This is a genomic window from Rufibacter roseolus, from assembly GCF_017916365.1.
GTDB classification, from domain to species: Bacteria; Bacteroidota; Bacteroidia; order Cytophagales; family Hymenobacteraceae; genus Nibribacter; species Nibribacter roseolus.
Genome location: NZ_JAFMSU010000001.1, coordinates 1230513 through 1243300, shown reverse-complemented (window position 1 = coordinate 1243300; position 12788 = coordinate 1230513). Strand labels below are relative to the sequence as shown.

The following is a 12788-nucleotide window of genomic DNA, read 5'->3' as shown; positions in this document are numbered from 1 at the left end:
AACCAGGCAGTGGGCCAAGAAGGGTGTTTACCTGTGGTTGGTGGAGGCGTTTCAGGGGTAATACCCCATAGGCTATTGGCTATTCACTAAACCGCACCGGCGGCTTGCGGTGCTTTGTGCCCTGCTCATAAGAATAGGTGAGCTTGATCAGCGTGGGTTCTGCGAATAGATCACCCAGGAACTGCAGCCCGGCAGGCAGGTTGTCATAGGTATACCCCATGGGTACCGTAAAGGCAGGTAAGCCCGTATGTGGCGCAATGATCTGGCTGTTGTCACCTTTGTAGCCTTTGAAATCGCCCACTTTGGCAGGAGGGTGGTTCCAGGTGGGATAAATGACTGCATCCAGCCGGTACTTTTTCATGGCTCCGGTCACTGCTTCCCGGAAAGCGATGCGGCGGGTATCATGGTAGGCATCGCCGCAGGTGATGGCATCAGGAGCCGGTGCGGTAGTCTGGCTCAGTTCGTACTCTAAGTTTTCTTTAATGTAGGCCGAGTACTTGCCTGAGGCCGCCACTTCCTGCAAATTTTTCACCGGTGCTTTGGGTCCCAGAGAAGCCAGGTACTGGTTTATATCATGCTGGAAAACGGAACACCATTGGTCCTCGCTCACCTCGGCAAAATTGGGGACTTCGAAGGGATCTACTATTTCGGCACCCAGGCGTTTGAGGTCTGCAATGGCTTTTTCAAACAACGCTTTTACCTGCGGATCGGGATCTTTGTCACTCAGTACCCGCAGCACGCCAATGCGGGCGCCTTTCAAGCCGTTCTTATCCAGGAACTGGCGGTAGTTGACCGGCACCTTGCCCTGGCTGTGTTCTGTTAAAGGGTCAGCCGGGTCGTAACCCGCAATCACTTCCAGTATCCGGGTAGCGTCTTCTACCGTCCGGGCCATGGGGCCGCCCACGTCGTTGCGCAAATAAAGCGGGGCGATGCCCGCACGGCTGGTAAGGCCTAACGTAGAACGGAAGCCCACTAAGGCATTATGCGAAGAAGGGCCGCGAATGGAGTTACCGGTATCAGAACCCAAACCCACGCTGCCCAGGTTGGCCGCCACGGCTGCGGCCGTTCCGCCGCTGGATCCGGCCGGTACATGCCCCAGATTGTAGGGGTTCAGCGTCTCGCCCGCGATGGAACTGATGGAGACCATGGGACTGAAGGCCCACTCGGCCATGTTCGATTTTGCCAGTACCAGCGCGCCGGCTTCCTGCAACACCCGCACCTGGTAGGCATCGGTCTCCGGCTCAAAGCCTTTCATCGCCAGCGAGCCCGCAGCGGTTTGCAGGCCCTTGGTATTGAAATTGTCTTTCACAATGAGCGGAATGCAATGCAGCGGCCGCAGCTTTTTCGTTTTCCGGTATTCTGCATCCAGGTCCCGGGCCAGTTGGAGCGCCTTAGGGTTGGTGAGGACAATGGCGTTTAATTTGGTTGGCTGGTCGTACTTTTCTATCCGCTGCAGGTAGGTTTTCACCAATTGCTCACAGGAACAGGTGCCATTTTTGAAAGCCGTGTGGATATCGGCAATCGTCGCTTCCTCCACGTTGAATTGCCCGCCTACTTCGGCTCCTGTCTTACCCGTTCGGGTACAGGCACTAAACAGAATCAATAAAAAGAAGATGCTAAGAACCCTGGAGAAGTAAAGTCGCATAAGTGCTAATTTAAATGAATGACAGCCGGTAATGCAGCATGGCGTTTACACCATCTTGTCGTTGGTTTCTAGTCCACAGCATAGCTTTGAAGCACCATAAAGCCAAGGTGAATCAAGCCCTGTCTAAAAGTGCTACCATTTGGGAATGTAAAGGTCTTTATAAGTAAGATTCGCCTCTTTTATGGCCCTTGCCACATACATTGATTTTTGCATGTTTGAAGCGGGTACCAGTCCTGCGAATGTGAATTTACAGCCTTTGGCCTTCGCCATCTTTATGATCTCCACCGACGGGCTCTTGCTTATATTGTCTATTTCAATGGCAATGTTGTTTTGCTTTGCCAAGTCCAACAGTTCTGCGGCCATAGGGTTGTTCAGGGCTCTGCCCTTGTGAGACCAGATATTGATTTTCTTTCCTTTCAGCAATGCCTGTGCCGTCTTTACATCAGTGCTTTCACCAACAATATAGTCCGCGGCTGATGCTTGAGCCTTTGCCTGGTTTGTAGCAGTCACTTTTATACCGGTAAAAAGGGGAAGATTTTTAGCTGTTGCAAGTTCTTTTGCAGAGGCAGGGCTTTTTACCATGGAAACATTGATGCCCGTGGTATATAGGTAGTCCGCAAGTTCTTTTGCTGACAAGGTGGTCTTTGGATTTAAATCAATAAAAGCAAACTGACGGCCCTGCAGCACTACGAGGCTGTCATGCCAGGCACCCAGAACAGGAGCAACCGCGTTAGAACGGGCGTCATCTGGCAAGCGGCGCACCCTAAAACTTTTGTACTGCATTTTGCTCAAGGTATCGTGCCCCTGCAGACAGAACGTTCCTTTTCCAAGTCGTGGAACGGTCTTAAATGTTTTCTCGGGCTGCAGGTAGTCAACCGTTTTCATGCCATTGAGCCAAACCTGCACACGGTTGCTTTCTACCCGGGCTTTTACCGTCATCCATTCCCCATCCTGGCCAAATGTTTTGTATAAATTCCGCACCCCGTAAAGGCTGGCCGTTTTTTTGAGTTCTACATAGTCCCCTTCTCCAATATGGGTATTGTTTACCTGTATTTCCAGGCCGCTATTGGGCCAGCCTGTTTCCTGGTACCTGGTATGGAAATAGATGCCAGTATTAGCCAGCCTGAAAGTTTTCACCTGCACTTCCAGTTCAAAATTTTTGAAACCGTCTTTTAGGTATTCTCCTTCATAAAACAGATGGGACCGTTTTCCGTCGGCTTGGAAAAGGCCATCCGTTACTGACCAGGTAGCAGGGTTCTCTGTGGCTTTCCATCCAGTTAAATCTTTCCCATTGATAAGTTCCACCCAGCCGTTGTCATCTGAGAGGTCTGAACCAGTTATATCATCAGCAGGTTTGAAAGCCAGAATAGCCAGGGCAAATAGGCTCAGCAGCCCGAATATATTCTTCATGAATTTGTATTTAACGAGAAACTAAATTAGATGATAACAATTTGAATAAACGACGGCACCGGCGTCTGCCTAGCTGGGGTTTATACTTTGTTAGCGACTGCTTTTTATTTCAATATCGAAATATTCTTTGAGCTTAGACTCAAAGAGTTCTTCCTCAAACTCTATTATACTTTCGGTATTACCGTCGGTAATCTTGAGTTGATTATTGCTGAGCGTTTTCCGGCCGTTTTTGGTAATTATGGAAATAACTTTCTTTTGGGTGAAATGAGATTCTTTGCTTGTCTGGTGGAACCCACACATTTCCCCAAATTCCTGGAACTCTCTTCCTTTTAGATCAAATAAATACTGCGGAACCCAACTTCCGTCTTTGAAAAGATTTATTCTCAGGTAATCATCATAGGCCTTGTCAAACTTGAACAACCCGAACTCATCCTGCAGGTTTACGCCTAGTGATATTTCCAAGGGTTTGTAAGAAAACTTCCCGAAGCCTACATCCACCAGGTATTCCTTTCCGTTTACACCAACCACAATAGCCATATGGTCATATTCTGCCCCGTAATTCTCGTCTTTGATGTGCACCCTGCCAGATACCATACGGGCATCAAAGCCTATGCCCTTGAGAAGCTGATAAAACAGCCCATTCAATTCATAGCAAAACCCACCTCTGCGATTGAGCACTATCTTTTTGTAAATGGCGTCTGTATCTAACTTTATCTTTTGGTTATAGTGAATATCCAGATTCTCAAAAGGCACACTCAGCAAATGAGCTGCCTGAAGCTCAAAAAGCACCTCTTTGCTTACCGAAACTTGCCTGTTGAAATTTATCCTATCTAGATATAATTGAATATCCATTCCATTTGATCTTTAAGAATCCAACTGTCTCAACTTCGTTATAAGAAAGTTAGTTGAAGGTGCCGTTTACAAGAGAATGCGCAATAAGCTTAACAGAGTAAAGAGTGCCTGTTTTGTCATTTCTTATTTGGTCTAACGTACTTGTGTAAACGCCGGAAAAGGCAGTCGGCCGATGCTGGCATTTAGATGTTGTTTGGGCGAGTTTGTTCCTTTGGATTTATAACTATTTATCCAGTTTGTGCTTCATTTCAGGGAAAGAGCCCCAAAAAGCATTTATTGTTTTAAAGCTTTATCCAATTCCAAACTTAATGTCAGATTCTTTGAGCAGCCAAACCAACAGCACCAATAGAAAATACTGTGATACCAGCAGGTAATTTACCGTTTTAGCATATCTCCTTGCATCATGACTTTCAAATACTTCCTTTGCCCTTCGAAAATATGGCAGCAGCAGTGTAAATGTAACCCCGACGTTGTTCCAATATTCCTTCTGGTCGTTCATGTTGACTGACCTAGAGAACTCATCGTCGGTTTTGAATGGTCTGAAGTCACTTCTTACTTCCCTTAGGTATCTCCAATGATACCTTCGCTTCGCATTCCCGACCAAAATCCAGGTAAAGAAAGTCATTGCGCATAAGTCATTTAGTAAGGCTTGGTTCATCTAAATTTTCTAATTCATTTTTGAATCTGAGATATTCTCAACTGCTTATTAGATTCTATTTTATAATTTCAAATTCACCACAATTATTGGTTAACCGGAGTTATTCGGCTTATCCGTGCTATATCTACCAGCCTAAAAAGATAGTTAACCTAAACTGTACTGCCGAATATACTTTACAGGAATCACATTATCGCCCAAACCACCTCTTCGTTTAACAGACGTTACAAACCTAAAATTACGCCGGCGTTAAATCTGGCAATTGGGGCAGAAGTAGGTTGCGCGGCCGCCTACGTATTTCTTCTGGATGAGCGTTTGGCAGCGGGGGCAGTGAAGGTGGGCGTCTTTGGTAGGAGAGGCGGGCGCTTCGTCCCATTCGCGAGCGTGGATAAGGTAATGCGAGGGAAAATCGCGGTAGATGGCCTCGGCAGCGATGGCGGTTTCCAGCACTTCCCTGATGGAGGCGGCCAGGCGGTCAATCTCAGCGGGCTGCAAGGAATCGGCGGGGCGCTCTGGTTCCAGTTGGGCCTGAAACAGCACCTCGTCGGCAATCCAGTTGCCCACGCCGGGCGCAATGCGCTGGTCCAGCAGCAGCGCCTTGATCGCCGATTTCTTCTTGGCCAGGCCCTGGGTCAGCTCCTCGGTAGTGAGGGTGATCGCATCGGGACCCAGTTTCTTCTGTAGCCGGAAGGCCGCAACACTCTGGGTGAGCCCCAGCCGACCGAACTTGCGGGAGTCCAGGAAAGCGAACTTAAAGCCGTTCTCAAAATGGAAAATGGCCCGGGCAAAGCGCGGGGTATCTGCCTCATCTTTGTAGTAAGCCACATCGCCGGTCATCCCGAAGTGCATGGTCACGATGGGGCCTCGGGCGGTTTCCAGGAACAGCTGCTTGCCGATGCGGGCCGTCTGGGTGAACTGGTTTCCGCGCAGCGCCCTCCTGAAATCATCCAGGTCTACCTGCAGTTGCCGCTTGGGGTCCTGCACCTCCACCTCGGCAATGCGCTGGAACAAGCTGGTCTCGTCAATGAAGCGGCGGTAAGTCTCTACCTCGGGTAACTCGGGCATGGGAATGCGTTTTACGTTTAGGGCCTGTTTTCTCAGAATAAAGTTAAAAACAGCGCCTGTTCTACAACCCGCAGCACCTGTACATTGTTGCGCAAAAAGTGTACTTTCGTTCTGTACCCAGAACTGTGACCAGTATGTCTACCCTGCTATCGGCAACGCCTTCCCGCATCGCTATCCCCTCGTTCTTCGCGCAGTTGCCGGATCGGGTGGCCTGGTCTGCGCAAGAAGCCACGCTGGTGGAATACCGCCGGTTCCAGGACTCGGTCCAGACCCAGGTGCAACTAGATAATCACCTGTTTATGGTGGTGCTGCATGGCCAGAAAGAGGTGCATACCCCACAAGGTGATCTGGTGATGCCCGCCGGCACCGGAGGCGTGATCAAAAAAGGTTCTTACCTCATGTCCTCGCGCCGCTGCCAGGATGATCGGTATGAAAGCCTGCTGTTTTTCTTGCCTACTTCCCTCTTGCAGACGTTTGCCCAGGAACAGGCCCAGGCGTTGCATGGATCAACCGCAGAGCCTTCCCAAAAGGCTGGCTTCACATTCCCGGTGAACTCTTCCCTGGCGCTGTACCTACAGACCCTGGTGCCTTTCTTCAAAGACCCGTCCCTGGCGCCGGCGCCGCTGCTACACCTGAAACTGCAGGAACTACTGTGGCAACTCTGGCTGCATGATACCGCAGGACCCGCATTCAGAAACTTTCTGGCGCAGCTGCAGGAGGTGGCCCGCCCCTCTTTGACCGAGCTCCTGGAGAAGAATTTCCTACGGCCGGTTACCTTGGAGGAACTGGCGTTTATGGGCGGGTTTAGCCTTTCTGGCTTCAAAAGAGCGTGTCGGCAGACGTATGGCATGGCCCCGGGCCAGTGGCTCCGGCAGCGTCGGCTGGAGCACGCCCACTTTCTCCTGCGCCACACCAACGCCAACGTAAGCGAGGTAGCTGATGCGGTGGGTTACGAGAGCCCTTCACATTTTGTGCAGGCTTTCCGGCAGCAGTACGGCCACACGCCAGGCAAACTCACCGCTGAACCATCCGGGACATAATCTGGCCTTCGGCCGATACCTGCGGACGGCACCTTGACCATAGCTTTGCGGAAACCATTTTCCAGCCGAGCCATGAAAGCCATTTTCCTGTTTTTCCTACTTTTCACCTTTTGCCACCTCGCCTTTTCTCAAAAACAGAAACACCCTTTGGTGGTGGCCACCTACGCCCTTGACCAGCACAACCGGCTGGAAAACCTGCAGCCGCTGGCCCGCCACCTGGAGCAAACCTTGCACAGACCGGTGCAGGCAGTGAGCTATCCCACTATCCCGGCATTGTTGACGGCCATCAGGGCGCAGGAGATAGATGTGGCGCTGGTGAACACTTATGGTTTTCTGCTGCTCTCCCATGATGCCGTGCCAGCGGTTCAATCTCTGGTAACTTTGGAAACGCCTCCCGGGCAAAAGAACTACCAGGCTTGCCTTTTCGCCAGCCGGTTGTCAGGCATTCAGCGTCTGGAGGAGCTTAAGAACAGACCAGGACCTACCAGCATCTTACTGGCTGGGGAACATTCCACCTCGGGGAATCACCTGCAGCGCCAGTTTCTACGGCAGAATGGCTTTGGACCGCTGGAAGAAGTTTTCGAGGAAGTGCAGTATACCCAGAGCCATGCCCAGGTAGTGCAGCAGGTGAAATCCGGCCTAGCCGAGGTAGGCGCCTGCGGCCTGGACGAGCTCCTGCACCAGCTCCAGAACTGGCAGGTGCACCCAGAAGACATTACCCTGCTCTGGACCTCGGGCCAGATTCCGCTGGGCCCCGTGGTGGTGAAAGCCTCTCTTCCCGCAGAACTTCGGCAGCAACTGCAAGCATCCTTAACCCAGTTGCACGTGCAGAACAGCGCTGCGTTTAGAACCCTCCTGCAAGGTTGGCCCGAGGCCAGGGGCGCCTCGCGTTTTCAGCCCTTTTCTACCGCCCATGCCCAAGATCTGGCGGGTCTTCTGCGGTAAAATAGTTTTACCCCCGGTTTTAAAAATAAAGCCCCAAAACGCAGCCAAGAATAGTCTATTTCGTTAGATTTGTTTGAGACTAGTCCTGTATCTGCATGGAAACACCAACACTGCCCCTTGAACTTTTACGCTACCCTGTAGGAAGATATGAGGCGCCCCCTTTATATGGGTCTGCCTTTGTGAAGCAGTCGCTCACGGCCATTGAGGCACTGCCCGCCAAACTGCGCGCCGCCATCCATAACCTGTCTAATGAACAACTGGACACGCCCTACCGCCCCGGCGGCTGGACCCTGCGCCAAGTGGTCCACCATCTCGCCGACAGCCACCTCAACGCCTATACCCGGGTAAGGCTGGCCCTCACAGAGAATACCCCAACCATCAAACCTTACGAAGAATCATCCTGGGCTTACCTTCTGGATGCGCACTGGGCAGACCCTGCGCTTTCCCTGCAGATGCTGGAAGCCCTGCACCAGCGTTGGATTATTCTGCTCCGCTCTCTTTGCATGGAAGAATGGCACCGGTCCTACATCCATCCGGAGAGCGGCGAGACCTATCTGTTTCAGGTTGCGGGTATGTACGCCTGGCACGGGGAGCACCACGTGGGGCATATCACCTCCCTTAAAGAAAGAATGGGCTGGTAATTGGGTTTTCTGCCTATTTTTTTGAAGTCAACCTAAAAACAAAAGCGGCCAGGAAGCTGATTTATAGGAAAATTAGTTTATTTTAGTCAGAAGTTTCAATTTCTGACAATGAGCCTGCCCCCTCCCCTTTTTATTGTTTCTGCTCTCTGGACCCTGCTGGAATTCTTTACGGGGGCCACGGCACCTGCGCCTACGCCAACGCCTCAGGCTGTAAAGAGCAGAACCAATATCATGGACTCCCGCACGCTGGAGTTTGTGGAGAACAAAGGGCAATGGCCCGCTCAGGTGGCTTTCGCTGCTGATGTCTGGGGCGGCAAGATGTTTCTGCAGCCCACCGGCTTTATGTACGTCTTGCATGACTCCACGGCCGTAGCAGCAGCCCGAAACCACGGGCATTCTCAGGCGGCTGGGTCCACCCTGCGCAGCTCGGCCGCACCCGATGTCTTTAAGAGCCACGCCTACTCCGTCACCTTTGAGAATGCCAATCCGGCTCCGGTGCTACAGCCACAGGATGTCACCGAAGGGACCCGGAATTACTATCTGGGCAAGGACCCCAAAAAGTGGGGCTCCGGTGCCCGGGGCTTCCGGCAGGTGCGTTACAAAGGCCTCTACAACGGGGTAGACCTTACGCTCTATGAGCAGGCCGGCAGGCTGAAGTATGATTTGCATGTGGCACCGGGCACTTCGCCAGACCAGATCAAAATCAGGTACAAAGGCGCCACCAAACTGTCCTTGCAAGACGGCAACCTGCAGGTCGAGACCTCGGTGGGTGATGTAAAGGAGCACAAACCCGTGGCCTACCAGATGGTGCAGAACCGGCGCGTGGAAGTCAAATGCCTTTACCAACTCTCTGGCCAGACCGTCACCTTCCAATTCCCCGATGGCTTTGATAACCGCTACCCGCTGGTGATTGACCCGGTGGTAGAATTTTCCTCCTTCACCGGCTCCATCGCCGACAACTGGGGCTACACCGCCACCTATGACAGCGAGGGCAACATGTATTCTGGGGGGATTGTCTCCGGCACCGGGTACCCCACCAACACAGGCGCCTTTGACATGGCTTTCAATGGCATGTGGGACATGGCCATTATCAAGTATGATACCAAGGTAAGCGGCCCCGCAGCCCGCCTGTATGCCACTTACATTGGCGGCAGCAGCACCGAGACCCCGCACAGCCTGGTAGTGAACGCCTCTGATGAACTCCTGGTTATGGGCACCTCCAGTTCCGCCGATTACCCTACTTCTGCGTCGGCGCTGAGCCGCACGTTTAAAGGCGGTGATCCTATCACCCCGCTCGGCACGGGCGGCAACCCTTCCTATACCTCCGGGTCTGACCTTGTGATTACCCGCCTCAGCAAAAACGGCGACAAGTTACTGGCCTCCACTTTCCTGGGTGGCAGTCAGAACGACGGTCTCCTGGCCCGACCCAACTCGCTGCCCACCCTGGTCCAGAACTACGGCGACCAGTACCGCGGCGACATCATCACCGACCCGGACGGGAACGTGTACATCGCCTCCAACACCTCTTCTGATGATTTCCCCGCCACGAACGGATTCCGGTCAGAGATGCACGGCGGGTCAAATGATGCGGTCATCTGCAAGCTTTCTCCGGACCTCAGCCAGGTACTTTGGGCCAATTATTACGGCGGCACCGGCACAGATGCGGCCTACTCCATCCAACTGGACCCAAATAGGCAGGTGTACGTCTGTGGCGGTACTACCAGCACCACCCTTCCCGGCACCGCCAAAGGACTTAAACCAACCTCCGCGGGCAATACAGACGGTTTTGTGCTGAAGATCAGCAACACGGGCTCTTCTATCATGGCGGCCACTTTCCTGGGCACCCAGGCCTATGACCAAACCTATTTCCTGCAACTGGACGGCGACAACGCCGTGTACCTGCTGGGTCAGACCCTGGGTGGTTACCCGGTGACCAGCGGCACCTACAGCAACAAGGGCGGCCGGCAGTTTCTGCATAAATTAAGCAATGACCTGTCCACCACCGCCTGGTCTACCGTGTTCGGCGCCGGGCGCACCACCATTGACATTTCGCCCACCGCTTTTCTGGTGGATGACTGCCAGCGCATCTACGTCTCTGGCTGGGGCGGCAGTAACAATGGCGGGTTTTACGGCAACGGCACCACTACGGGTCTGCCCATCACTCCAGGAGCCGCCCAGACTACCACAGACGGAGGCGACTTCTACCTCATGCAACTGGGCACAAACGCCAGAGAGCTCCTCTACGCCACTTTCTTCGGCGGCAACCAGAACATTACCGGCGGAAGTTTTGAGCACGTTGACGGCGGTACCAGCCGCTTTGACAAGAAAGGCTACGTGTACCAGTCGGTGTGCGGGGGGTGCCAGGCTAAGTCAAACTTTCCCATCCCGGCCGGGGCCAATTACTACTCCAGGACCAACAACAGCCTGAACTGCAACAACGCTGCCTTCAAGTTTGATTTTGCCGAGGAACTACGCGCCGATGCCGGACCTGACCAGGAGATTTGCCTGGAGGCCGGCCCCGTGAACCTGGCAGGCTCCCCCAGCGGAGGCGTCTGGACCGGCAATGGGGTTTCTAAGGTGAACGGAGCCTACAAGTTCACGCCCACCCTGGATATGGTAGGTTCCCATACGCTCACCTATACCGTGACAGGCACCGGTTCCTGCGCCATCTCCAACACCATGGTCATGGTCGTGACACCACCCGTGCCACATACCCTCACCATCCCTGAAAACCAGTACTGCGCAAACTCAAAGGAACTCATCCAACTGACCGGTTCGCCGGCAGGAGGCGTTTTCTCCGGGAAAGGCGTCACCGATTCCCTTTTCAACCCATCGGTGGCTGGAGTGGGCAAGCACGTGATCACTTACCGCAGTGACGGCTCTAACGGCATCTGCGGCTCTGCTTCCATTACCGTTGAGGTGATTCTACCCCTGGTAGAGATTGGTCCTGATACCACTTTGTGCCCGGGCAGCCTCGCACCCTTCCAGCTGCGGGCCAACGTTGCGGGAGGCACCTGGAGCGGCACCAACGTTTCCCCTACGGGTGTATTCACACCGCCGCCCGGCTTTACCGGTACCATCACCGCCTCTTACTCCATCTCAGCTCCCTGCCCGGTGACAGATACCAAGGTGATCAACATGCCGCCGGTGCCCACCATGCAAGCGCAACTCGCCAACAGTTGCCCTGACAACCCAGCCATCTCGGGCTACGCGCCTTTCAACGCGGCCTTTGCCAATGGCACCACCAACGCAGATACCTTTACCTGGACCTTCGGGGACGGCACCCAATCAGATGAGCATTCGCCCCGGCACCTATACAAAACCCCGGGTAAGTACAAAGTCACCCTGATTGCCACGTACGGCAACGGCTGCCAGGAAACCCTGGAGGTAGGAGAAGTGGTAGTGGAGCCGCCTTTTATCCCCAATATCTTCACGCCCAACGGCGATGATAAAAACCAGACCTTTGTGCAGCACTTCAGTTGCTTCCCCACCGAGATCATTGTGTATGACTTGTGGGGAAAACAGGTGTACCAGCAAAAAATTTACAACCAGAAATGGGACGGCGGCAACCTCTCTGAAGGCACGTATTTTTACATCCTCAAAGACACGGAAGGCAACACCGCCAAAGGATGGGTGGAAATTCTGAAATAACCAGGTGAACCATCTAAAAGGATTAATACTGCTAAAGTCACATTTATCTAGACCCTAGGAACGGCAGTTCCGCCATATTTAATTTTACCTGAAAGAAGCCTGCCTTAAACGAACTCTTCTATTACCGGCATAGTTTTAATACTTTTAGGACTTTATCTTATTCAAACATACTATGTCAAAACGCGGTAGACGCACTTTAGGCGTTCCTACTTTCCCTTTGCCCATCTCGGGTCAGTTCATGCCCGCCATTCTTCTGATCATTATGGGCTTAGGTCTGCTGGTCTTCAAGAACCTGACGCAGGAGGTGAAGCATGTACAGGACCTGATGGTGAAGGAAGGAACCCTGATCAACTATTCATTCAAGAAAACCCCTGAGGGAAATAGAGACTACGGCATCTGGCTTAAAGAATTCGCTGAGCGGTTTGAGCTTTCCGGTCAGCAGGAAGCCGCCTTTGATACCACTGCCTTCAAAGCCGCCCTTAAACCCGGCGACCGGCTGCGCGTGGAGTACAGCGACCGGGAAGATGTGCTGGAAAACGGCGGTGTGCGCCGGCTGTACGGCTTATCTGCGCCGGCCAAGAACCTCACCTTTTTCCAGGGCAAAGACACCGTGTACCAGCAGAACAACGGGGCGCTCACCTATGCCATTTACGGGTTACTGGCCGGCGGCATCCTGCTTTACATCTGGCAGATCTACAAAACCCAGCGGCAACGCAACGCTTACGAAGAATAACGCCTTTAGCGGCTTTTCTTGTTTTATGGCTGATTTTAAAGAATCGGTTTTAAAACCGGAAAACAAAAGGCATTGAAACGGCAGGCGAAACAAAGATAGGACAGCCATTCTAGACCGGGGCCGTACAAGAGAGGAGACATCCACGCTTTAT

At 52.8% G+C, this 12788-nt stretch carries 9 protein-coding genes; 5 read left to right on the top strand and 4 right to left on the bottom strand.

Annotation, left to right across the window (positions count from 1 at the left end; genetic code table 11):
• Positions 1-79: 79 nt before the first annotated feature.
• The 4 genes from J3P35_RS05100 to mutM all read right to left on the bottom strand — a co-directional run bounded on the left by J3P35_RS05100 (position 80) and on the right by mutM (position 5627).
• Entirely contained in the window at positions 80-1645 is a 1566-nt protein-coding gene (locus tag J3P35_RS05100; RefSeq protein WP_210463276.1) for an amidase family protein, read from the bottom strand.
• A gap of 132 nt (positions 1646-1777) precedes the next feature.
• Positions 1778-2950: a DUF1080 domain-containing protein gene (locus tag J3P35_RS05095; protein WP_210463275.1), complete on the bottom strand. Its 1173-nt coding sequence runs from the start codon at positions 2948-2950 to the stop codon at positions 1778-1780.
• A 195-nt stretch (positions 2951-3145) separates the two neighbouring features.
• Positions 3146-3907 carry an arylamine N-acetyltransferase family protein gene (locus J3P35_RS05090; protein ID WP_210463274.1) on the bottom strand — a complete coding sequence of 254 codons (762 nt, stop codon included), beginning with the start codon at positions 3905-3907 and terminating at the stop codon, positions 3146-3148.
• 904 nt (positions 3908-4811) lie between these two features.
• Positions 4812-5627 (bottom strand): DNA-formamidopyrimidine glycosylase, encoded by an 816-nt coding sequence (mutM, locus tag J3P35_RS05085; RefSeq protein WP_210463273.1) that lies wholly within the window; start codon positions 5625-5627, stop codon positions 4812-4814.
• Between the two features lie 134 nt (positions 5628-5761).
• On the opposite strand from mutM, the gene J3P35_RS05080 reads away from it, so the two are divergent.
• The 5 genes from J3P35_RS05080 (at position 5762) to J3P35_RS05060 (ending at position 12637) form a co-directional block, all read left to right on the top strand.
• The gene (locus J3P35_RS05080) at positions 5762-6667 is read left to right on the top strand and encodes a helix-turn-helix transcriptional regulator (RefSeq protein WP_210463272.1); all 906 of its coding nucleotides are present in this window, start codon (positions 5762-5764) and stop codon (positions 6665-6667) included.
• Between the two features lie 72 nt (positions 6668-6739).
• On the top strand, positions 6740-7612 hold the full coding sequence (locus tag J3P35_RS05075) for a phosphate/phosphite/phosphonate ABC transporter substrate-binding protein (RefSeq protein WP_210463271.1): 873 nt from the start codon (positions 6740-6742) through the stop codon (positions 7610-7612).
• A gap of 95 nt (positions 7613-7707) precedes the next feature.
• Positions 7708-8253: a YfiT family bacillithiol transferase gene (locus J3P35_RS05070; RefSeq protein WP_210463270.1), complete on the top strand. Its 546-nt coding sequence runs from the start codon at positions 7708-7710 to the stop codon at positions 8251-8253.
• Positions 8254-8361: 108 nt separating this feature from the next.
• Positions 8362-11904, top strand: a complete 3543-nt coding sequence (locus J3P35_RS05065; protein WP_210463269.1) for a DUF7948 domain-containing protein — start codon at positions 8362-8364, stop codon at positions 11902-11904.
• 172 nt (positions 11905-12076) lie between these two features.
• Positions 12077-12637, top strand: a complete 561-nt coding sequence (locus J3P35_RS05060) for a hypothetical protein (protein ID WP_210463268.1) — start codon at positions 12077-12079, stop codon at positions 12635-12637.
• Positions 12638-12788 lie beyond the last annotated feature (151 nt).

What these genes read in the sequence shown, in the direction of transcription:
- J3P35_RS05060 (WP_210463268.1), top strand. Translation starts at nt 12,077, where the DNA reads ATGTCAAAACGCGGTAGACGCACTTTAGGCGTTCCTACTTTCCCTTTG.
- J3P35_RS05080 (WP_210463272.1), top strand. Translation starts at nt 5,762, where the DNA reads ATGTCTACCCTGCTATCGGCAACGCCTTCCCGCATCGCTATCCCCTCG.
- J3P35_RS05065 (WP_210463269.1), top strand. Translation starts at nt 8,362, where the DNA reads ATGAGCCTGCCCCCTCCCCTTTTTATTGTTTCTGCTCTCTGGACCCTG.
- J3P35_RS05100 (WP_210463276.1), bottom strand. Translation starts at nt 1,645, where the DNA reads ATGCGACTTTACTTCTCCAGGGTTCTTAGCATCTTCTTTTTATTGATT.
- J3P35_RS05070 (WP_210463270.1), top strand. Translation starts at nt 7,708, where the DNA reads ATGGAAACACCAACACTGCCCCTTGAACTTTTACGCTACCCTGTAGGA.
- J3P35_RS05075 (WP_210463271.1), top strand. Translation starts at nt 6,740, where the DNA reads ATGAAAGCCATTTTCCTGTTTTTCCTACTTTTCACCTTTTGCCACCTC.
- J3P35_RS05090 (WP_210463274.1), bottom strand. Translation starts at nt 3,907, where the DNA reads ATGGATATTCAATTATATCTAGATAGGATAAATTTCAACAGGCAAGTT.
- mutM (WP_210463273.1), bottom strand. Translation starts at nt 5,627, where the DNA reads ATGCCCGAGTTACCCGAGGTAGAGACTTACCGCCGCTTCATTGACGAG.